Origin of the sequence: Mesorhizobium denitrificans (genome assembly GCF_003403035.1) — a bacterium.
GTDB classification, from domain to species: Bacteria; Pseudomonadota; Alphaproteobacteria; order Rhizobiales; family Rhizobiaceae; genus Mesorhizobium_G; species Mesorhizobium_G denitrificans.
The window spans coordinates 270,270-290,581 of sequence record NZ_QURN01000005.1; the positions used below are offsets into that span (position 1 = coordinate 270,270).

Consider the following 20,312-nt stretch of genomic DNA (forward strand, 5'->3'; position numbering starts at 1 on the left):
AATGGGTGTCCTGCCCTAAGCCCCGAAGGCAGCTACTCAGGCAATACGACAGTTCCAGAAGGCCGGGTTTTAACCCGGCCTTTTGCTTTAGGCCGCAGCGGAAGTCGTTTCAGCTACTGCGCTCAATGCATGCTGCGGACGCACGCCAATCATGTGGCAGATGGCGAAGGCGAGATCAGCGCGGTTCATCGTGTAGAAATGGAAATCGCCAACGCCGCGTTCAATCAGGTCCAGCACCTGCTCTGCAGCAACAGCCGCCGCGACCAGCATGTGTGTTTGCGGATCGTTCTCCAACCCCTCAAAACGCTCAAGTAGCCAAGCAGGAACGTGCGCTCCAGCGCGAGCTGAGAAGTTGCCGACCTGCTTGATGTTGTGCACCGGCAGAATGCCCGGAACGATGGGAATGTAGATGCCAGCACGGCGAACACGCTCCACAAACCGCTCATAAATGTCGTTATCGAAGAAGAATTGGGTGATAGCGCGGGTGGCGCCATTGTCGACCTTGCGCTTCAGCATGTCGATGTCAGTGGCGAAGTCCGGGCTTTCGGGGTGCTTTTCCGGGTAGGCGGAAACAGAAATGTCGAAACTGCCGTGCTGGCTGATCGCCGCGACCATTTCCGCGCCGTTCGCGTAACCGCCTTCATGTGGCTGATAGCGCGTGCCAACACCCGACGCCGGATCACCGCGCAGCGCGACGAAGCGCTTCACGCCAAGATCGACAAACTGCCGGATAACCCCATCCACCTCTTCGCATGTCGCATCAATGCAGGTGAGGTGCGCGGCGGGCAACAGGGTCGTTTCGCCGAGAATGCGGCCAACCGTGCGCGCAGTGCGCTCACGCGTTGAGCCGCCCGCGCCATACGTGACAGACACAAAATGCGGATTCAGCGGTTCAAGCCGCTTCACGGTTTCCCAAAGCCGCGTTTCCATATCGTCGGATTTCGGAGGAAAAAATTCGAAGGAAACCTTGATGCGGTCTCCGAGATCGGGAAGGCGCGAAAATCGGGACTGGGACATCAGGCTGTTACTCTTGAATCTTGGGTGGCATTATCGGCGATGAGCAGGCGCTGGTCACGCCCAAGCCAAAGCTTTACGGTCAACTTGTCGTCGCCCGGTGCAGATGGCTGGAAAGCCTGCGATTCCTCAAGTTTGAGTTCCGCAGCCTCAAACCATTCGCGAATCTGCTGGTCGGAAAAGCCGAGGCGCTGATGCGCGTGGTGATCGCGCAGTATTTCCAGCGAATGCGGGGCAAAATCTACAACCACGAGCCGGCCGCCCGGACGCAACATGCGCCCTGCCTCGCGGATGGCTCGGGCCGGATCGTCCAGATAGTGCAGCACCTGATGCATGGTCACCAGGTCAAAGGCGTTGCGCTCGATCTGCGCCGCGAAAATATCACCCTGCCGCACCTGCGCATGCGTGACACCTGCGCGATCGAGATTAGCGCGCGCAACCGACAGCATTTCGCGGGAGAGGTCTATGCCGACGCCGCGCGTGTAGTATGGCGCGAGGATTTCGAGCAGGCGACCCGTGCCGGTGCCGAGGTCGAGCATGGACTGGAATGGCCGCTTACCTATGAGCTTTAGCAAGGCAGCTTCGACCGCTTTGTCGGGCGCATGAAGTAAACGAAGCTGATCCCAGCTTTCCGCGTGTTCGGAGAAATAGGCGCGGGCAGTGTCTTGCCGACGGCGCTTGACGTCTGCCAACCGCTCAAAATCGCGCTGAATTTGCACATCGTCAAGGTCGATGCGCTCGATGAGGCCTTTAACGAAGGCGCGGTCAGCTTCCGTGTCAGTAAGGCGGAAAAAGGCCCACGACCCTTCCTGATAACGGTCGATAAGGCTGGCCTCCAGCAGCAGCCGCAGATGGCGCGAAACGCGCGGCTGCGACTGGTTGAGAATCTCCGTAAGGTCGGACACGGTGAGATCACCCTGCGACAGAAGCGCAAGAATGCGCATGCGGCTGGATTCCGCAGCCGCCTTCAAGCTATCAACGACCTTGCTCAATGAAACACGCATGGCTGCCAATCCATGAAAGACATAAACATATCTTTATGTGAAAAATGCACACCATGCAAGCGGACCGATCCATATGAATGAATTGCGCGAAGGAGAAGTCGCCCTGCCGTTCGATCCGGGCCATGCAGCGGCGGATGGGCAGATCGTGTTCATCGGGCGTATTCGCTCGCCGTGGACCGCCCGCGAAGATTGCCCGAAGAATACGACGCAGGCGCGCGAAACCGGGAAGCAGGCTGTTCTGGAGCTTGATGCGGCCTATCGGCACGGATTACTAGGACTGGAAGGTTATAGCCACATCGCGATCCTGACATGGCTCGACCGCGCCAAACGGAATCTGATTATCCAGAAGCCGCGCCATGCGACTGAAACGAAAGGCGTTTTCGCGATACGCTCCCCTGCCCGCCCCAATCCCATCGGCCTGCATATCGTTCGCCTGACCGGGATCGACAAGGAAAAGGGTCTGCTGACGCTCGAGGCAATCGACGTGTTGGATGGCACGCCGGTAATCGACATCAAGCCGTACTACGCGTCGACCGATGCGATTCCCGACGCGACGCGACCCGGCAAGTTCTGATGGCAACGCAACGTCAACGCGCCATAGCGAAGGCGCTCACGACACTGTTGCCGTGGGCGCCTTATGCGGACACGGAAGTTATTCGAGCGGACGCGAACGCTGTGCATATGAAAACGTTGCCACCATCCGTTGCGATTTGGCTGGCTACGGTCGCGCATGTGCGCCACCAGCACACCGAATATGACCGGCTGCTGGCTGAGGGCTATGACCGCGATTCTGCGCGATTTTTCGTGATTAACAAAATCAATGACGTGCTGACGCGTTGGCGCGCCACGCGCCTGCTGGACCCGGACGACGAGGACAGCTAGGCGCGATAAATCCACTGTTCTGGTACGCGAACGGTGATTTCCTCGCCTGCAACGATGCGGCCCGGCTTTTCAACCCAAGCGGTGAGACCGCGTAGACGGCGACCTTGGCGAGCGAATTCGAGCGCTCCAACCTTATGGTCCGGCATCTTCGCATTTTCGGCAATCGCGCGACCCGCCAGACGGCATGGATGGTTCATCGCATCGACCTTCAAGGTCACGCCGTTACGGAAAAACAGCAAACTGCCCGCGGGCAGGAACGACAATCGAGGAAGGCCGGAAACCAGCAGGTTTGCGCCGATCCACTCCGACTTGATTTCCGGCAGATTCATTCGCCGTGCAATGATCGCCAACTCGTCCGGCGATACGATTGTCAGCTGCCGCTCGTTGCGCATTTCGGTTCCGCGCGGATACCAGGGCTCGCGGCCACCGGATTTCCGCGTGATACCAGCATGGAAATCATTGGCTATGCCATCGAAGCCGAGTTCAAGCGCATCAACCGAGCGCGTCTCGAAATGGTCGAACGGAGCAGCAAAAACGCCGTCAACTCGCGCCGCCAATTTCTGCTGCGCGACGACGCCTTCTTCGAGTGCCACTCCAGCGTTGTCCATCACATCATCCTGAGCAGAGCACCGCCGATGGAGTAGCCCGCGCCAAACGCACAGAGCAATCCATAGTCGCCGATTTTCATGTCCTCGTGATTTTCCTTTAGCGCGATGACCGCACCAGCCCCAGCGGTGTTGCCATATCGGTCAAGAACCATCGGGGCGCGATCGTGACCAACCTCTTCGCCGAATGCGAGTTTCAGGATCATGGAGTTCATACGGGCATTCGCCTGATGCAGCCAGAAACGGCGCATGTCGTGCGGTGTCAGATCATGGTGAGCGAGGAAATCTACGATGAACTTGTGACCCGCGACCGTGACTTCCTTGAAAACCTTGTTCCCAACCTGCTTGATCAGATTGCCTTGCATGTCGATCGTATAAGGATCCTCTTGTTCCGAGCGCGTGAGGAAGCCGAGATTATTGCGAATATTTGAGGAAAACTGCGTCCAGGTGCGCGAGTCGATGACTTCGAAGCGTCCCGAACGTCTGCCATTGCGCGGCTCGACCACCATTGCCACCGCGGCATCGCCGAAGATGAAATGCGTTTGCCGGTCGCGGAAATCGAGCGGCGATGTAACGATTTCAGGCACGACAACGAGGATGCGCTTCTGCCCACCGGCGCGGATCATGTTGCACGCGACATGCAGCGCAGCCGCTGCCGAAGAACAGCCCAACCCCATGTCGAACCCCGCGCCGGAGGTTCCGAGTGCATTCTGGATCTCGATGGCGATTGCCGGATAGGGCCGCTGATGATGCGAGGACGAGCAGATCACCAGATCAATATCCTGTGGCTTGCACCCCGCATGCTCAATGGCGCGGCGCGCTGCAGCGAGGCCGAACTCTGCTTCCACGGAAAGCTCTTCGTCGGCGCGCGGCGCAATGCGCGGGGCCATACGGTTCGGATCAAGCACGCCTTCGCGATCGATCATATAACGGGTGCGAATGCCGGAGGCATGCTCGATGAATGCCGATGACGATTTCTGCAAAGGCTCCTGACCAGTGCCTTCGCGGCGCGCGTTTTCCTGATCGACCCATGTGTTGAAGCTGGTGACAAGTTCGTCATTGGTGACGACCGCTTCGGGAATTTCCACCCCGATGCCGCTAATGATTACGCGATTCATGCAAGTCTTCTTTCACAGGCACGACCACCGACGACCGTGCAACTCCGCAATTGCCCGCGCCCTTTACGCCAGAACAACGGCAGAAGAAAGCCCGCCGCGCCGATGCCAGACGATGCCAGACCGGCGCGGTGGATAAGGTCAGCGCGTCAGGCGCTTGTAGGTCATGCGGTGCGGATTCACCGCTTCGGGGCCGAGACGGCGGATTTTGTCCTGCTCGTAATCCTCGAAGTTGCCCTCGAACCATTCGACATGGCTGTCGCCCTCGAAGGCGAGAATGTGAGTCGCAAGACGGTCAAGGAACATACGATCGTGGCTGATGATGACCGCGCAGCCGCCGAAGTTTTCCAGCGCGTCTTCAAGCGCAGCAAGCGTTTCGGTGTCGAGGTCGTTGGTCGGCTCGTCCAGCAGCAAAACATTGCCGCCAGTGCGCAGCATCTTGGCCAAGTGGACGCGGTTGCGCTGACCGCCGGAAAGGTTGCCCACCTTCTGCTGCTGATCACCGCCACGGAAGTTGAACGAGGAGCAGTAAGCGCGCGTATTCGCCTCGAACTTACCGAGCTTGACCACTTCGGCCCCGCCAGAGATTTCCTCCCAAACGGTCTTGTTAGGATCCAGCGCGTCACGGCTTTGGTCGACATAGCCGAGCTTGACGGTTTCACCTACGCGAATTGAGCCCTGATCCGGCGTTTCCTGCCCGGTGATCATACGGAACAGCGTGGTTTTACCAGCACCGTTCGGGCCGATCACGCCGACAATGCCGCCGGGCGGGAGCTTGAAGTCCAAGTCTTCAATCAAGAGCCTGTCGCCATAGCCCTTGGACAGACCGTCGACCTCAATAACTACATTGCCCAGACGCTCACCATGCGGAATGACGATCTGCGTATCGGTTGGCCTGCGGCTGTCCGCCTGCTCCAGCAATTCCTCGAACGCCTTGATACGTGCCTTGGATTTGGTCTGGCGTGCCTTCGGGCTGGAAGCGATCCACTCGCGCTCGCGCGTGATGGCCTTCTGGCGGGCGTCGTCCTCGCGGCCTTCCTGTTTGAGGCGCTTGGCCTTGGCTTCCAGATAGGCCGTGTAATTGCCCTCGTATGGAATGCTACGACCACGGTCGAGTTCGAGAATCCAACCGGTCACATTGTCGAGGAAGTAACGATCGTGGGTGATGATCAGCACTGAGCCGGGATATGCGCGCAGATGCTTTTCCAGCCAAGCGGTCGTTTCGGCATCAAGGTGGTTGGTCGGCTCGTCCAGCAACAGGAGGTCAGGCTGCTCCAGCAACAAACGGCAAAGGGCAACGCGGCGGCGCTCACCGCCGGAGAGCTTGGTGACGTCCGCATCTTTCGGCGGACAAGCAAGCGCATCCATGGCCATCTCGATCTGTTGTTCGAGATCCCACAGATTGAGGCGGTCCATTTCGTCCTGAAGTTTTGCCGACTCGTCTGCCGTCTCGTCGGAATAATTCATCATCAGCTCGTTGTAGCGCTCGATGATGGCGGTCTTTTTCGCAACGCCTTCCATGACGTTCTCAAACACGGTCTTGTTCGGATCGAGATGTGGCTCCTGCGCCAGATAGCCGACGGTCGCACCTTCCGCGAGCCACGCCTCGCCGGAATATTCCTTATCCATGCCGGCCATAATGCGCAGGATGGTGGACTTACCCGCGCCGTTTGGCCCGAGAATACCGATCTTGGCGTCGGGATAGAAAGAAAGATGCACGTTATCCAGCACCTTCTTGGTGCCGTAGGCCTTGGTCAGGCCGGACATATGGTAGATAAATTGGCGGGCCACGCTTGCCTGTCCTGTCTTCGATGATCGGAGAATTGCGCGCTATGTAGGCGAGGACGCGCAAAACGGCAATCCATCATCGTGAAGCTTGACACGACTTGACGCTGGCGTTGCCTTTCGCCAACAGTCGCCGCCGGTTCGGAGACTTTTATGCGGTTCAGCGAACAGCACGTGCTTCAATCCCCCACCGGGGCCATGCTGAATTACTATGTGCGGAAAGCCGAAGGCAGGCCGCGCGGGATCGTGCACATCAGTCACGGACTTGCCGAGCACTCCGCGCGCTATGCACGCTTTGCTGATTTTCTGGCGCGATGCGGCTACACAACCTATGCGCACGACCATCGCGGGCATGGCGCAACAACTGCGCCGGATGCACCACTCGGCGTTTTCGCTTGGAAGGATGGGCGCACAAAGGTGCTGGCCGACATTACGGCCATGCACGACCTTATCAGGCGCGAACACCCTACTCTGCCACTAATCCTTTTCGGACATTCGATGGGAGCAATAATTGCGCTGAATTTCCTGCAGCAGCACTCTTCACACCTGAAGGGTGCCGCCATTTTTAACGCCAATGTTTCCGGCGGCGCACTGGGCCGTCTGGCCCAGATCGTTCTCGCATGGGAGCGGATGCGGCTCGGTTCAGACACACCTTCGCGCATGTTGCCGCGACTGACGTTTCAGGCCTGGGGCAAAGCAGTGCCAAACGCCCGCACGCCCTTTGATTGGCTGTCGCGTGACCCGATTGAGGTAGACAAATACATCGCCGATCCATTCTGTGGATGGGATGCATCTGTTTCGCTCTGGCGCGATCTGTTCGGCTTCATATTTTCTGGGGGAAAGAACAAGAACTTCATCCAGATTGATCGCGATCTGCCGCTTTTTCTTGTCGGCGGTGGAAAAGATCCGGGAACAGACCGTGGCAAGGCAGTCGAGATGCTCGCAAGCCGCATGTCCGCGATGCGCTTTTCGAATCTCATTTCAAAGATTTATCCAGAAACTCGCCACGAATCTCTCAACGACATAAACCGCGACGAAGTGATGGCGGATTTTGTTGAATGGGCGGATTCAGCTTTGCATTCGGCTGGACCAGCGCACAACGAGTGACATAATCCAGCGCCGCCTGTATTGGCTGACGGCAAAGTCAAAGGTCACACATGGCTCAACCCCCGCTTCATGGAATTCGCGTTATCGAGCTGGCCCGCATTTTGGCTGGGCCTTGGGCGGGTCAGTTGCTGGCCGATCTTGGCGCGGACGTCATTAAGGTCGAGAATCCCGATGGTGGCGACGATACGCGCAAATGGGGTCCCCCTTTCGTGGAAGGGCATCATGGCGAAAACCTGTCGGCTGCTTACTACCATTCCTGCAATCGCGGAAAGCGCTCCATCGCAGTGGATTTTTCGACGCCCGAAGGCGCGGAAATCATACGCAAGCTTGCGCGCAGTGCGGATGTGCTGATCGAGAATTTCAAACTTGGCGGACTCAAGAAATACGGTCTCGATTATGAGACGTTGAAGGCTGAAAACCCACGGCTCGTTTATTGCTCTATCACCGGCTTTGGACAAAACGGCCCTTACGCTGCCCGCGCTGGCTATGATTTCATTGTGCAGGGCATGTCCGGACTGATGTCGATTACGGGACCGGCTGGCGGCGAGCCACAGAAGGTCGGCGTGGCGGTGACTGATATTTTCACCGGGCTCTATTCTGTCATCGCCATTCAGGCCGCGCTACGGCACGCCGAAGCAACCGGGCAAGGCCAGCATATTGATATGGCGCTGCTGGACACGCAGATGGGCGTATTGGCCAACCAGAACCTGAATTATCTCGTTTCCGGCAAGCCGCCTGTGCAGATGGGCAACGCGCACCCCAACATCGCACCGTATGAGGTTTTGCCGGTTCGCGATGGACATCTCATTTTGGCCGTGGGTAACGACGGTCAGTTCCGGAAATTCTGCCACGTGGTTGGACTGGACGACTGCGCGACACATCCCAATTTCGCAACAAATGCGGCGCGGGTAGCTAATCGCGATGCGCTGCGCGCGCTGATGCTTTCTGCGCTGGTATCGTTTGACCGCGAAACGCTGCTGGCCGCACTCGAAAAAGAGGGCGTTCCAGCCAGCCCGATCAACGATATCGGTCAGGCATTTGCCGACCCGCAGGCAATTGCGCGCGGTATGAAGCTTGATCTGAATGACCAGGATGGGAATAAATTGCCGTCTGTTCGCACGCCAATCGTGCTCTCGGAAACACCTATTACCTATGAGCGCCCCTCGCCTCGGCTTGGTGAGCACACAGCAGAAATACTTGCGGAACTGGAAACACTGAAATGATGCGCACTGGCGGGCAATTAATCGTTGAGGCCCTTGAGGCAAACGGGGTCGAGCGCATTTTCTGCGTGCCCGGCGAAAGCTATCTCGCGGTGCTGGACGCGCTTTATGACTCGCCGATCAAGACTATCGTTTGCCGTCAGGAAGGCGGTGCGACGATGATGGCTGATTGTGAAGGGCGCCTGACCGGCAAGCCGGGCGTCTGCTTCGTGACACGCGGCCCCGGCGCGACCAACGCGTCGGCAGGCATCCACATTGCCATGCAGGATTCCATCCCGATGATCCTGTTCATCGGACAGATCGCGACGGGCATCCGCGAACGCGAGGCATTCCAGGAAGTGAACTACAAGCGCTTCTTCGGAGACATAGCCAAATGGGTCGTGGAGATCGACGATGCGGCGCGCGTGCCCGAACTGGTGACACGCGCGTTTGCGGTGGCGACCTCCGGGCGTCCAGGTCCGGTTGTAATCGCTCTCCCCGAAGACATGCTAACGACTGAGGTAGAAGCGCCGAAGGCGCTGCCCGCCACGCCGGTGGAAACCTCGCCAGGCGAAGCTGAAATGCGTCAGCTTGCCGACATGCTGGCAAACGCGAAGAGGCCATTCGTTATTCTGGGCGGCACGCGCTGGTCCGAAGAGGCCAAATCCGACATCGAAAAAGCCGCCGAAGCGTGGGCGCTACCGGTTGGCTGCTCGTTCCGGCGGCAGATGCTGTTCGACCATTTGCACCCCTGCTATGCGGGCGACGTTGGCATTGGTCCCAATCCGAAACTCGCTGCCGCGGTCAAGGAAGCCGATCTCGTGCTGTTGATCGGCGGGCGGTTCGGCGAAATGCCGTCTTCGGACTACACGCTCTTGAAAAGTCCCTACCCTGACCAGAAACTCGTGCATGTTCATGCAGACGCCAATGAGCTTGGCCGGGTCTATCGACCGACGCTTGCGATAAACGCGACGCCGTCCGCTTTCGTTCGTGCGTTTGTCGAAGTTCTGCCGAAGGCTCCGCCAGCGTGGGAAGATCGCACGGAAGCCATGCACAAAGCCTATCTGGACTGGTCGACGCCGCCAGAAAGTGGACCGGGCGCAGTGCATATGGGACCGATCATGGCCTATCTCGAAACCGTGCTGCCTGACGATACGATCATTACCAATGGCGCGGGAAATTACGCGACCTGGATTCATCGCTTCCATCGCTTTCGCCGCTACGGCACGCAGGCAGCGCCGACCTCCGGCTCAATGGGCTATGGCCTGCCCGCGGCGGTTGGCGCGAAAAGCATATACCCAGATCGCACGGTCGTGTGCTTCGCTGGCGATGGGTGCTACATGATGCATGGACAGGAGTTCGCGACTGCGGTGCAGTATAATCTGCCGATCATCACCATCGTTGTGAATAATGGCATTTACGGCACAATCCGTATGCATCAAGAGCGCGAATATCCGGGCCGCGTTTCCGGCACCGATATTCGCAACCCGGATTTTGCAGCGCTGGCGCGCGCCTATGGCGGACATGGGGAAGTGGTCGAAAAGACCGCCGACTTCGCCCCTGCTTTCGAGCGCGCAAGAGCGAGCGGCAAGCCTGCAATTGTTGAGGTGCGGCTTGACCCGGAAGCGATCACACCCACGCGCACGCTGACGGATATTCGCGAGAAGCGCTAACACAAAGTGAAATCGCCCCACCCGGCCACAAAATGGCCGGGTGCGGTGCATCAGACGCTCACCTCACTTGATCGCCTTGTCGGTGATTGCGCTGGTCCAGGCGCCGGATGGTTCCTTGGTGATGATCTTCTGATCGAGCAACGCCTTCGCCGTACGGTCATACGCGGCTTCAATCAGCTTGCCGTCTGCGTTATCGATGAGCTTGGCAACCTCGCCCATCATGCGCTTCTGGTGATTTTCGTCCTGGCCACCATTTTCGACGACGATTTCCGCAGCTTCGTCCGGGTGTTCCGTCGCGTACTTCCAACCCTTCATCGACGCGCGCACAAAGCGAACCATCTTGTCTTCAAACGCCGGATCCTTGAGCTTGTCTTCCATCGCATAGAGACCATCTTCAAGAAGGTCGTTGCCCATGGCCGTGTAGTTGAAAACGATTAGGTCGTCCGGCTTGTAGCCAGCGTCGATCAACTGCCAGTACTCATTGTAGGTCATGACCGAAATGCAGTCCGCCTGCTTCTGGATCAACGGTTGCACATCGAAAGACTGCTTCAGCACGGTAACACCATCAGCTCCGCCCTCAGTCGAGTAACCGAGCTTGTTCATCCATGCATAGAACGGATACTCGTTGCCGAAGAACCAGACGCCCAGCGTATGGCCCTTGAAATCAGCTTCCGACTTGATCGGACCATCCTTCGGGCAAACCAGTTCCATACCGGCTTTCTTGAATGGCTGTGCGATATTAACCAGACCGACGCCCTTATCGCGAGCCGCCAGCGCACCACCCATCCAATCCACGATCACATCGGCGCCGCCTCCCGCGATTACCTGTTCAGGTGCGATGTCGGGACCGCCCGGCTTGATCGTCACATCGAGCCCTTCGTCCTCGTAGAAGCCCTTTTCCTTCGCAACATAGTAGCCGGCAAACTGGCTCTGCGTGACCCACTTGAGCTGCAGCGTCACCGGATCGGCGGCATGAGCCTGAAAGGCACCCAGCGCCATCGCCGTAGCGAACAGGGAAAATGTCAGTTTTTTCATGTTATTGACCCTCTGGTTTTGATTCACTGCGTTAAAGTCGCGCCTATCCCCCGCGGATAGACGGATGCCAGAACGTGGTTGCCCTCTCGATGAGGGCTATCACGCCATAGAAGACCGAACCAACGACCGCTGCAACAGCGATTTCGGCCCATACCATGTCGATATTCATGCGCCCGACTTCGGTGGAAATGCGGAAGCCCATTCCGACCACGGGAGTACCGAAGAATTCCGCCACGATGGCTCCGATCAGGGCCAACGTCGAGTTGATCTTAAGTGCATTGAATATGAACGGAGCAGCAGCGGGCAGCCGCAATTTCCAGAGCGTCTGCCAGTAGCCGGACGCATAGGTTCGCATGAGATCGCGTTCCATGTGGCTGGACGCGGCCAAGCCAGCGACCGTGTTCACCAGCATTGGGAAAAACGTCATGATGACGACGACGGCTGCCTTTGACGGCCAGTCGAAACCGAACCACATGACCATGATAGGCGCAACGCCTATGATCGGCAGCGCCGAAACCATGTTGCCGATGGGTAGCAGCCCCTTGCGCAGGAAGGGGACACGGTCGGCGAGGATAGCGGTCACAAAACCAGCTGCGCAGCCGATGACATAGCCCACGAACACAGACTTGAAGATGGTCTGGCGCACGTCCGCGCCGAGTACCGGCAGCGAATTCGCAATCCGCTGGCCGATGGCCGCAGGCGGCGGCAGCAGGATAAACGGGATGCCCGCGCCCCGCACCAGTGCTTCCCAGATGATGAGAATCCAAGCGCCGAATATTGCAGGGATAAGGATCCGCAATGCAGTATCGACGGACCTGTTCTTGACGCGCAGGCCCGACAGTAAGGTGACGCAGCGCCAGGCGATCAACCACGCGGCCGCGATTGCAAGATAAAAGGACAGCTTCGCCGTTCCTTCCTGTCCGGCAATCCCGCTAATGAGAAGCCAAGCTGCCCCGTGCGCGGCAATGAATAGCAAAACGGCCTTAAGCGCGTTTCCGAGACGCAATCCATCAATAATGATCGCCGCTATGAGCAAGGCGAGCGTGATCACCGCAGAGGTGGAATTGAAGCCCGTCGAATTTGTTGTAAACGGCAAGGTTATCGCCGCCACAATGGTCAGCAGAAGCACAATCCATGCCTGCCATGAGCGCGCAGCGAACGTCATGCAGGTCGCGCTCCCATCGCACGTTCAACCAGCCGGGACACGATCCCGACCAGACCGACCAGCAGCATCGCGACAACCGAGCCAGCGACCAGCGCCGCCCACATGTCGATGGTGTTCGAGAAGTAGGATGCGCTGAGCAGCTTCGCGCCGATGCCGGCGACCGCGCCGGTCGGCAATTCACCCACAATCGCGCCGACAAGGCTGGCGGCAATCGCAACTTTCATCGACGCAAACAAGAAAGGCACGGATGCCGGAACGCGCAGTTTCCAGAAAACCTGCGACGGGCTGGCATTGTAGGTGTGCATCAAATCGAGATGCATGAGTTCCGGCGAGCGCAGGCCCTTCACCATGCCCACCGCCACTGGAAAGAATGACAGATAGGTCGAGATCAGCGCCTTGGGCAGCAAACCCGTAATATTTACCGCCGCAAGCACGACGATAATCATGGGCGCGATGGCGAGGATGGGGATCGTCTGCGATGCAATGATCCAGGGCATGAGGCTGCGATCAAGCGCAGCGACATGAACGATGCCGACGGCAATCAGGATGCCGAGTATGGTGCCGAAAGTGAACCCAAGCAGCGTGGATGAAAGCGTGACGCCCGCGTGATAGACTAGGCTGCGGTTACTCGTGATCTTCCGCAGGAACGTGTTTTCGTAGACATTCTGCACGACCTGATGCGGAGCTGGAACAATCGGCTTCGCCTGCGCAAGAGTGCTTTCAAGAAACTCCACAGTGCTCGGTGTAACGTTGCCGCGACGGTTCATGTCGCGCTGGAACGGCGCATTCATGACCATCGCCAGCGCATACCACCCGATCACAATGGCGATCAGGATGGTCGTCACAGGAACGATTTTTTCCGTGACGCTGTTCATCTTGCGCCACTCATGCGAGCCCGATGCATCAGCGACAACCCGGCATTTTTTTCCAGCGTCGAGATAATTTTAGCTGCTACGCCTGCATCGTGGCCCTTTGCGAAGGAAATCGTTCTCGGGCCATATTCGAAGGAAATGCACGATTGCTGCCCCGATTCAGACGGAAAAGCCTCGCCCTTCTGCCAGCGTAGGTCACTAATTGAACTGGACTTGAAATAACGTGTTCGGGAGAAGAGCAGCAAACTGTAGGTACGAGAAACAGAGGTTTGCGTTGCAGCTACTATCTCTCTTCCAAGGCACATCCAAAGTAGGGTCCACAGAGCAAAAAGTTCACCCAGCAGCCACGCACACAACCAAAAACCCAAGAAGGTCTTTCCCTCACCGGACCCGGCCTGAAATTTCGCCCAAGCAGAGAAACCACCGACGCTCCACCCGCCCAGCCAGAAAATTAGAAACAAGATCACAAACCAAGTTCGGGGAGCAGGTATAATAATCCTGGTTTCCCCGCGCTGATCTAAAACACTGATGCGAGACCACGACGGATCCTCGAAATCGGACTCAATCGTCATAGCTGTGCCCTGCCCTGAGGCCATCGCGGACACGAGCGGCGATGGAGAGAAATTCCGGCGTTTCGCGAATGTCCAGCGGGCGCTCGCGCGGCAGTGTGGACTCGATTACATCGGTCACCCGGCCCGGTCGAGGTGACATGACCACGATACGAGTGGAGAGATAAACGGCCTCGGGAATAGAGTGCGTAACGAAGCAGATCGTCTTGTTCGTGCGCGCCCAAAGTTCCAGCAATTGCTCGTTAAGATGGTCGCGGACGATCTCATCCAGCGCGCCGAATGGTTCATCCATCAAAAGCAAGTCGGCGTCGAAAGCGAGCGCTCGCGCGATAGATGCACGCTGCTGCATACCTCCAGACAGTTGCCACGGATATTTCTTCTCGAACCCCGTAAGATTCACCATGTCCAGTGTGCGCTTGATACGCGCTTGCTGGTCGGCTTTGGTATTGCCCATAATTTCGAGTGGGAGGCCGACATTGCGTTCGATGGTCCGCCATGGGAGCAGCGCTGCCGCCTGAAAGACATAGCCATAGGCGCGTGCTTCACGGGCCTGCTCCGGCGTCATGCCATTGACCGTGAGGGTTCCGGCAGTCGGCTTCTCAAGGTCTGCGATGGCGCGCAGGAATGTCGTTTTTCCGCAGCCGGACGGCCCGATGAACGACACGAACTCGCCCTTTCCTATGGTGAGATCAACATTCGACAACGCCTGCACCGGCCCGTCATTTGTTTGGAATGTAAGGCCGAGGCCAGAGGCGGCAATAACCGCACTCTGCGTTCCATCGGCCCTTTTGTATTGCTGGGTCGGATTCAAACTTCGGTCCTGGCTATTTTGTTTTTATGTTCCCGAGTCAGGTTTTGCCTGACAGTCTCTCCGCGGCAAGAGACTACCTTGCCGCAGCCCTCCTCTATCCAGATAATTACACGCCCGTTGCAGGAATTCCCGTGCGTTCAACCTTACGCGGCGCCACCACTTCCTTCCATTTCGACAGGGCACGATTGACCGCGCCGTTTGGTTCTCGTGCAACGAATTCGCCATGACCCGGATGAGCATCAACCTTGCCATCGTTCACCGCCAGTTCGCCGCGCGTGAAAACAAAGCGCGGAAGACTGGTGACTTCGACGCCCTCGAACACGTTGTAGTCGATGACGGATTGCTGCTTCTTGGCGGTGATCGTTTTCTTCTTTTTCGGATCCCAGACGATTATGTCCGCATCGGCGCCTTCAACGATTGCGCCCTTCTTCGGATACATGTTCATGATTTTCGCAATGTTGGTCGAAGTAACCGCCACGAACTCATTCATGGTCAGACGACCGGTGCTGACGCCTTTCGTCCAAAGGACAGGCAGACGATCCTCAAGACCGCCAGTGCCGTTCGGGATTTTCGTGAAATCGCCTACGCCGAATTGCTTCTGCTTGGTGGTGAATGCGCAGTGATCCGTCGCAACGACCTGCAACGACCCGGCTTGAAGTCCGGCCCAGAGCGAATCCTGATGCAGCTTGTTGCGGAAGGGTGGGCTCATGACGCGGCGCGCTGAATGGTTCCAATCCTTGTTGAAATATTCGGTTTCGTCGAGCACGAGATGCTGGATCAACGGCTCGCCGTAAACACGCATACCCTTCTGGCGGGCGCGACGGATCGCTTCATGCGCCTGCTCGCAGGATGTGTGGACGACATAGAGCGGCACACCCGCCATATCAGCAATCATGATCGCGCGGTTGGTTGCCTCTCCTTCGACCTCCGGTGGGCGCGAATAGGCATGGCCCTCGGGCCCGTTGTTTCCTTCTGCGAGAAGTTTCTGGCTGAGCGCGGCAACCACATCGCCATTTTCTGCATGGACAAGCGGCAGCGCGCCAAGCTCGGCGCAGCGCTGGAATGACGCGTACATCTCGTCGTCGTTCACCATCAGCGCACCCTTATAGGCCATGAAGTGCTTGAAGGTGGTGATGCCTTTTTCCACGACCGTCTTCATTTCATTGAAGACCTGCTCACTCCACCATGTAACTGCCATGTGGAAGGAGAAATCGCAGGCCGCTTTGCTGGTCTTGTTGTCCCACATCGTAAGCGCTTCAAGCAGCGATTGATTGGGCGATGGCAGGCAGAAATCCACGACCATCGTCGTGCCACCGGAAAGCGCGGCGCGCGTGCCGCTTTCAAAATCGTCGGCAGAGTAAGTTCCCATGAAAGGCATTTCGAGATGCGTATGTGGATCGATGCCGCCTGGCATGATGTAGCAGTCGGTCGCATCGAACTCATGGTCGCCGTGAAGATCCGGCCCTATCGCCTCAATCTTGCCGTGCTTCATAAAAACATCGGCTTTATATGTGCGGTCCGCGGTAACGACCGTGCCGTTCTTGATGACCTTTGACATCAGCCTTACTCCCTAAGCTCGTCTTGAACGCCAGTTGCGCAAATCTTTTACCAAGGCGTCAAGCGTTCCAAAGATAGGCACAGCGACCGCCATCGTCGCAGGCTTCATGATATTCTTGGGAACGCAATCAGCAGCGATCTGACGTTGATGTTCCTCGTCAACCCAGATGCGCGAAAACTCCAACAGTTCGGCGATTACGTTCGCCCGCAGCCGACTGATGCGCACATAGTTCATGCGGAAGATGGACATCGCCGAAATCGCAACGACAGCGACCGCCACCACAAAAACGATGAGCAGATAATGCGCGGTGCCCGAATAGCTGTCGGATATTTCCGCATAGAGCCAAACCGCTAGGGACAGCACCACAAACGTCTTGGAAATGCGAAACGCCGAGAGCGTGCTTTGCACCTTATTTTTAGTGTGTTCGTCGCTTTCGATCTCGATGGAACGTAGCTTTTTCGAGAATTCGTAAAGGCGCTGGTTCTCTTCCTCAGTATGTTCCTCGCCGCGCGCAACACGCAGCGTTTCAAACGCCTTATGCGTGATGTCATCGATTGCCGCCCATCCCGATGCCGGAATTATTGTCGGCGGCAGATAGTAACCAATGGATTCGAACAGCACGTAAGTGATGTGAATTGTCGTAACGAAGATGAACAGGATCAGGAAAATCGCGACATCCGAAACACCAAGCGTATCGAAAATGTTCTGGTAGTTTTGCACGACACCGTTGAGCAGATCCATTGACGGAAGAAAGCCTTCCGTCGCGTTGCCGATTGGCACGAAGCCGGCGAATACGTAAAACACCACCCCGGCAACCAACAATCTCGACGTCATGAAGTTCGAGAAGCGGACAACGCCTTGGAGTAGTGCCTCGACGTCCATCTATGTGGTCCGTCGCCTGAAGCTGAGAGTATTGGAAAGAGCGATGCTCACTCCACAATCTCCGCTGTTTCCAGCACCGCATGGAAAAGCACGTCGCAGCCCGCGCCTGCCCATTCCTTCGTTATTTCCTCGGCTTCGTTATGTGACAAACCATCCACGCAGGGACACATCACCATCGCAGTTGGCGCAACGCGGTTGATCCAGCAGGCATCATGCCCCGCTCCTGAAACGATATCGCGATGAGAGTAGCCCAAGCGCTTGGCTGAGCTCCGAATAGCTTTCACGCAGCCCTTATCAAATGTAACGGGATCGAAATGCCCGACTTGCTCAATCTCATACTGCACATCAAGTGCGTCACAGATTGTCGCGATACCCTCGCGAACGCGGGCGTCCATTTCGTCCAACACGCGCTTGTCGGGCGAGCGAATATCGATAGTGAAAACCGTGCGGCCCGCAATGATATTGCGCGAGTTCGGATAGACCTCGATGTGGCCGACTGCGCCGACCGCATCGGGCTGATAATCCATCGCAACTTCGTGCACGAGTTCAATAACGCGCGCCATACCAAGACTGGCATTGCGGCGCTTCGGCATCGGAGTGGAGCCAGTATGGGCTTCCTTGCCCGTGATCGTGACCTGAAGCCATTTCAGGCCCTGCCCGTGCGTTACCACGCCAATGTCGATGCCTTCGTCCTCAAGGATCGGGCCTTGCTCGATATGCAGTTCAAAGAACGCATGCATCTTTCGAGCGCCGACTTTTTCGTCACCTTTCCAGCCAATCCGTTCAAGCTCTTCGCCGAACTTTTTGCCCTTGGCATCAACGCGATTATAGGCCCAATCCTGTTCAATGACGCCAGCGAACACGCCTGATGCGAGCATTGCCGGAGCGAAACGCGCGCCTTCCTCATTCGTCCAGTTCGTGGCGATGACCGGATGCTTGGTCTTGATGCCGAGATCGTTCATCGAGCGAATAACTTCAAGGCCACCAAGCACACCGAGAACGCCGTCATAGCGGCCGCCCGTCGGCTGCGTGTCGAGATGTGAACCGACATAAACAGGGAGCGCATTCGGGTCTGTTCCCTCGCGGCGGGCAAACATCGTGCCCATCTCGTCCACTCCCATGGTTAGGCCGGCTTCCTCGCACCATTTCTGGAAAAGCCGCCTGCCCTCACCATCTTCGTCAGTCAACGTCTGACGATTGCTGCCTCCGGCCACACCAGGGCCGATCTTTGCCATCTCGTGTATGGAATCCCACAAACGATCAGCATTGATCTTCAGGTTCTCGCCGGGAGCCGCCACTTTCAAAACCTCACTTCAATTCAACTTCAACAAAAGCCATGGGAGCGGAGCCGCCGTTTATGACGTTGTGCTCCACGCCCTCGTCGCGCCGGTAAGAGATACCTGCCTCCAACTCGACGCTGCGCGTGCCACCACCCGGCTCTTCAAGCAGCATGGAACACGGCGTAATCGTGGTGATCACGTAGTCCATGCCGTGCCGGTGCCAGCCGGTTTCCGCGCCAGGAGCAAAGTCCCAGCGCGTAACCTTCACCCGCGCATCATCGATCAAAACTGTGGGTTCAGCGACTTCGCGCGCAATCATCAGTCGATCATCCTCAGCACTTCGCGGACATGGTCGATGAGTTCATCGATCTGGCCCTTGGTTATGATCAGCGGCGGCGAAAGAGCGATGATGTCGCCCGTCGTGCGGATAAGCGCGCCGCGCTCGAACGCCTTGATAAATGCCGAAAATGCACGCTTGGTCGGCTGCCCCGCAATCGGTTCAAGCTCGATTGCACCGACAAGACCGATGTTGCGAATGTCGATCACGTGCGGCTCGCCCTTGAGCGAGTGCAGCGCTTCTTCCCAATGTGGGGCGAGTTCCGCTCCGCGTGTGAGCAAGCCTTCTTCCTTGTAGGTATCCAGTGTGCCGAGCGCAGCGGCGCACGCAATCGGATTTCCGGAATAAGTATAGCCGTGGAACAGCTCGATCATATGCTCCGGGCCGTTCATGAAGGCGTCGTGAATTTCCTTCTTGGCAAACACAGCGCCCATCGGAACGACGCCGTTGGTGATACCCTTCGCCGTTGTGATGAGGTCCGGCACTACGCCAAAATAATCTGCTGCGAACGGTGTTCCGAGACGCCCAAAGCCGGTGATGACTTCATCGAAGATCAACAGGATGCCATGCTTGGTGCAAATGTCGCGCAGCTTTTTGAGGTAGCCCTTCGGCGGGATCAGCACGCCGGTCGAACCTGCAACCGGCTCCACAATGACCGCCGCAATCGTCGAAGCGTCATGCAGCGTGACGATACGCTCCAACTCGTCGGCAAGCTCTGCGCCATATTCCGGCTCGCCCTTGGTGAAAGCATTCTTCGCAGGCAGATGCGTGTGCGGCAGATGATCGACGCCACCAAGCAAGGTGCCAAACATCTTGCGATTGCTAACGATGCCACCGACCGAAATACCACCGAAATTGACGCCGTGGTAGCCGCGCTCACGGCCAATCAAACGGGTGCGCGAACCTTCGCCACGTGCGCGGTGATAAGCCAGAGCAATCTTGAGCGCTGTTTCGACCGATTCCGAACCGGAATTGGTGAAGAAAACGTGGTCCATTCCAGCGGGGGCAATATCAACCAAACGGTTCGCAAGTTCGAACACGATAGGGTGGCCCATCTGGAAGGCTGGCGCATAGTCAAGTTCACCGGCCTGCTCGCGAATTGCCTCTGTGATCTTCGGACGGCAGTGACCTGCATTCACGCACCAAAGGCCAGCGGTGCCGTCCATGACCTTGCGGCCATCGCTGGTGGTGTAGTGCATGTCCTTTGAGGCAACAAGCATACGCGGAGCCTGCTTGAACTGCCGGTTCGCAGTGAACGGCATCCAGAATGCAGAGAGATCGTTTGGCATGGCTTTCAAGCGATTGGACATGGAGAAACTTTCCTTTCAATGGTCCCAAAAAACTTGGGTTCTTTTGTCCGGTTTGCGAACGCCAACGCTTGGTTTTTTCTGCACTTTTGTGCTAGAAATTTTTTTGACC

At 57.4% G+C, this 20,312-nt stretch carries 20 protein-coding genes; 5 read left to right on the forward strand and 15 right to left on the reverse strand.

Annotated elements, in window-relative coordinates; translation table 11 throughout:
- Nucleotides 1-87: 87 nt before the first annotated feature.
- Nucleotides 88-1,017, reverse strand: coding sequence for a methylenetetrahydrofolate reductase [NAD(P)H] (metF, locus tag DY251_RS08185; RefSeq protein ID WP_116623377.1), 930 nt, complete (start codon nucleotides 1,015-1,017; stop codon nucleotides 88-90).
- Nucleotides 1,017-2,018: an ArsR/SmtB family transcription factor gene (locus tag DY251_RS08190; RefSeq protein WP_116623470.1), complete on the reverse strand. Its 1,002-nt coding sequence runs from the start codon at nucleotides 2,016-2,018 to the stop codon at nucleotides 1,017-1,019. Before DY251_RS08190 ends, metF begins: the two co-directional genes overlap by 1 nt.
- Before the next feature lie 73 nt (nucleotides 2,019-2,091).
- Here DY251_RS08190 and tsaA point away from each other — a divergent pair, with 73 nt between their 5' ends.
- Both tsaA and DY251_RS08200 read left to right on the forward strand, forming a co-directional pair.
- Entirely contained in the window at nucleotides 2,092-2,592 is a 501-nt protein-coding gene (gene tsaA / locus DY251_RS08195) for a tRNA (N6-threonylcarbamoyladenosine(37)-N6)-methyltransferase TrmO (RefSeq protein WP_116623378.1), read from the forward strand.
- Entirely contained in the window at nucleotides 2,592-2,900 is a 309-nt protein-coding gene (locus tag DY251_RS08200; protein WP_116623379.1) for a DUF2293 domain-containing protein, read from the forward strand. Before tsaA ends, DY251_RS08200 begins: the two co-directional genes overlap by 1 nt.
- On the opposite strand, the gene DY251_RS08205 is transcribed toward DY251_RS08200, so the two are convergent.
- The 3 genes from DY251_RS08205 to ettA form a co-directional block, all read right to left on the reverse strand.
- The gene (locus DY251_RS08205; protein WP_116623380.1) at nucleotides 2,897-3,508 is read right to left on the reverse strand and encodes an MOSC domain-containing protein; all 612 of its coding nucleotides are present in this window, start codon (nucleotides 3,506-3,508) and stop codon (nucleotides 2,897-2,899) included. The two genes, DY251_RS08200 and DY251_RS08205, sit on opposite strands and share 4 nt — an antisense overlap.
- Nucleotides 3,508-4,623, reverse strand: coding sequence for a beta-ketoacyl-ACP synthase III (locus tag DY251_RS08210; protein WP_116623381.1), 1,116 nt, complete (start codon nucleotides 4,621-4,623; stop codon nucleotides 3,508-3,510). Before DY251_RS08210 ends, DY251_RS08205 begins: the two co-directional genes overlap by 1 nt.
- Before the next feature lie 138 nt (nucleotides 4,624-4,761).
- Entirely contained in the window at nucleotides 4,762-6,411 is a 1,650-nt protein-coding gene (gene ettA, locus DY251_RS08215) for an energy-dependent translational throttle protein EttA (protein WP_116623382.1), read from the reverse strand.
- 147 nt (nucleotides 6,412-6,558) lie between these two features.
- Between ettA and DY251_RS08220 the strand changes: the two genes are divergently transcribed.
- The 3 genes from DY251_RS08220 to DY251_RS08230 are packed head-to-tail and all read left to right on the forward strand — an operon-like array spanning nucleotide 6,559 to nucleotide 10,384.
- Nucleotides 6,559-7,512 (forward strand): alpha/beta fold hydrolase, encoded by a 954-nt coding sequence (locus tag DY251_RS08220; RefSeq protein WP_116623383.1) that lies wholly within the window; start codon nucleotides 6,559-6,561, stop codon nucleotides 7,510-7,512.
- A 50-nt stretch (nucleotides 7,513-7,562) separates the two neighbouring features.
- Nucleotides 7,563-8,735 carry a CaiB/BaiF CoA transferase family protein gene (locus tag DY251_RS08225; protein ID WP_116623384.1) on the forward strand — a complete coding sequence of 391 codons (1,173 nt, stop codon included), beginning with the start codon at nucleotides 7,563-7,565 and terminating at the stop codon, nucleotides 8,733-8,735.
- Nucleotides 8,735-10,384, forward strand: coding sequence for a thiamine pyrophosphate-binding protein (locus DY251_RS08230; RefSeq protein ID WP_116623385.1), 1,650 nt, complete (start codon nucleotides 8,735-8,737; stop codon nucleotides 10,382-10,384). The genes DY251_RS08225 and DY251_RS08230 overlap by 1 nt, the downstream gene beginning before the upstream one ends.
- 63 nt (nucleotides 10,385-10,447) lie before the next feature.
- Here the strand turns inward: DY251_RS08230 and DY251_RS08235 are convergent, their stop codons facing one another.
- From DY251_RS08235 to aptA, 10 genes are all read right to left on the reverse strand, one after another.
- On the reverse strand, nucleotides 10,448-11,419 hold the full coding sequence (locus tag DY251_RS08235) for an ABC transporter substrate-binding protein (protein ID WP_116623386.1): 972 nt from the start codon (nucleotides 11,417-11,419) through the stop codon (nucleotides 10,448-10,450).
- 43 nt (nucleotides 11,420-11,462) lie between these two features.
- The gene (locus tag DY251_RS08240) at nucleotides 11,463-12,584 is read right to left on the reverse strand and encodes an ABC transporter permease (protein WP_116623387.1); all 1,122 of its coding nucleotides are present in this window, start codon (nucleotides 12,582-12,584) and stop codon (nucleotides 11,463-11,465) included.
- Nucleotides 12,581-13,459, reverse strand: coding sequence for an ABC transporter permease (locus DY251_RS08245; RefSeq protein ID WP_116623388.1), 879 nt, complete (start codon nucleotides 13,457-13,459; stop codon nucleotides 12,581-12,583). Before DY251_RS08245 ends, DY251_RS08240 begins: the two co-directional genes overlap by 4 nt.
- A complete protein-coding gene (locus tag DY251_RS08250) occupies nucleotides 13,456-14,028 on the reverse strand; it encodes a hypothetical protein (RefSeq protein WP_137113511.1) in 573 nt (190 codons plus the stop codon). The genes DY251_RS08245 and DY251_RS08250 overlap by 4 nt, the downstream gene beginning before the upstream one ends.
- Nucleotides 14,018-14,836, reverse strand: a complete 819-nt coding sequence (locus tag DY251_RS08255) for an ABC transporter ATP-binding protein (protein ID WP_116623390.1) — start codon at nucleotides 14,834-14,836, stop codon at nucleotides 14,018-14,020. Before DY251_RS08255 ends, DY251_RS08250 begins: the two co-directional genes overlap by 11 nt.
- Nucleotides 14,837-14,942: 106 nt before the next feature.
- Nucleotides 14,943-16,394 carry a dihydropyrimidinase gene (hydA, locus tag DY251_RS08260; RefSeq protein WP_116623391.1) on the reverse strand — a complete coding sequence of 484 codons (1,452 nt, stop codon included), beginning with the start codon at nucleotides 16,392-16,394 and terminating at the stop codon, nucleotides 14,943-14,945.
- Nucleotides 16,395-16,406: 12 nt separating this feature from the next.
- A complete protein-coding gene (locus DY251_RS08265) occupies nucleotides 16,407-17,276 on the reverse strand; it encodes a hypothetical protein (RefSeq protein ID WP_116623392.1) in 870 nt (289 codons plus the stop codon).
- Nucleotides 17,277-17,323: 47 nt separating this feature from the next.
- Nucleotides 17,324-18,574: a Zn-dependent hydrolase gene (locus DY251_RS08270; protein ID WP_116623393.1), complete on the reverse strand. Its 1,251-nt coding sequence runs from the start codon at nucleotides 18,572-18,574 to the stop codon at nucleotides 17,324-17,326.
- Between the two features lie 10 nt (nucleotides 18,575-18,584).
- Nucleotides 18,585-18,875: a cupin domain-containing protein gene (locus tag DY251_RS08275; RefSeq protein ID WP_116623394.1), complete on the reverse strand. Its 291-nt coding sequence runs from the start codon at nucleotides 18,873-18,875 to the stop codon at nucleotides 18,585-18,587.
- Entirely contained in the window at nucleotides 18,875-20,203 is a 1,329-nt protein-coding gene (gene aptA / locus DY251_RS08280) for an omega-aminotransferase AptA (RefSeq protein WP_116623395.1), read from the reverse strand. Before aptA ends, DY251_RS08275 begins: the two co-directional genes overlap by 1 nt.
- Nucleotides 20,204-20,312 lie beyond the last annotated feature (109 nt).

What these genes read in the sequence shown, in the direction of transcription:
- metF (WP_116623377.1), bottom strand. Translation starts at nt 1,017, where the DNA reads ATGTCCCAGTCCCGATTTTCGCGCCTTCCCGATCTCGGAGACCGCATC.
- DY251_RS08190 (WP_116623470.1), bottom strand. Translation starts at nt 2,018, where the DNA reads ATGCGTGTTTCATTGAGCAAGGTCGTTGATAGCTTGAAGGCGGCTGCG.
- tsaA (WP_116623378.1), top strand. Translation starts at nt 2,092, where the DNA reads ATGAATGAATTGCGCGAAGGAGAAGTCGCCCTGCCGTTCGATCCGGGC.
- DY251_RS08200 (WP_116623379.1), top strand. Translation starts at nt 2,592, where the DNA reads ATGGCAACGCAACGTCAACGCGCCATAGCGAAGGCGCTCACGACACTG.
- DY251_RS08205 (WP_116623380.1), bottom strand. Translation starts at nt 3,508, where the DNA reads ATGGACAACGCTGGAGTGGCACTCGAAGAAGGCGTCGTCGCGCAGCAG.
- DY251_RS08210 (WP_116623381.1), bottom strand. Translation starts at nt 4,623, where the DNA reads ATGAATCGCGTAATCATTAGCGGCATCGGGGTGGAAATTCCCGAAGCG.
- DY251_RS08220 (WP_116623383.1), top strand. Translation starts at nt 6,559, where the DNA reads ATGCGGTTCAGCGAACAGCACGTGCTTCAATCCCCCACCGGGGCCATG.
- DY251_RS08225 (WP_116623384.1), top strand. Translation starts at nt 7,563, where the DNA reads ATGGCTCAACCCCCGCTTCATGGAATTCGCGTTATCGAGCTGGCCCGC.
- DY251_RS08230 (WP_116623385.1), top strand. Translation starts at nt 8,735, where the DNA reads ATGCGCACTGGCGGGCAATTAATCGTTGAGGCCCTTGAGGCAAACGGG.
- DY251_RS08235 (WP_116623386.1), bottom strand. Translation starts at nt 11,419, where the DNA reads ATGAAAAAACTGACATTTTCCCTGTTCGCTACGGCGATGGCGCTGGGT.
- DY251_RS08240 (WP_116623387.1), bottom strand. Translation starts at nt 12,584, where the DNA reads ATGACGTTCGCTGCGCGCTCATGGCAGGCATGGATTGTGCTTCTGCTG.
- DY251_RS08245 (WP_116623388.1), bottom strand. Translation starts at nt 13,459, where the DNA reads ATGAACAGCGTCACGGAAAAAATCGTTCCTGTGACGACCATCCTGATC.
- DY251_RS08250 (WP_137113511.1), bottom strand. Translation starts at nt 14,028, where the DNA reads ATGACGATTGAGTCCGATTTCGAGGATCCGTCGTGGTCTCGCATCAGT.
- hydA (WP_116623391.1), bottom strand. Translation starts at nt 16,394, where the DNA reads ATGTCAAAGGTCATCAAGAACGGCACGGTCGTTACCGCGGACCGCACA.
- DY251_RS08265 (WP_116623392.1), bottom strand. Translation starts at nt 17,276, where the DNA reads ATGGACGTCGAGGCACTACTCCAAGGCGTTGTCCGCTTCTCGAACTTC.
- DY251_RS08275 (WP_116623394.1), bottom strand. Translation starts at nt 18,875, where the DNA reads ATGATTGCGCGCGAAGTCGCTGAACCCACAGTTTTGATCGATGATGCG.
- aptA (WP_116623395.1), bottom strand. Translation starts at nt 20,203, where the DNA reads ATGTCCAATCGCTTGAAAGCCATGCCAAACGATCTCTCTGCATTCTGG.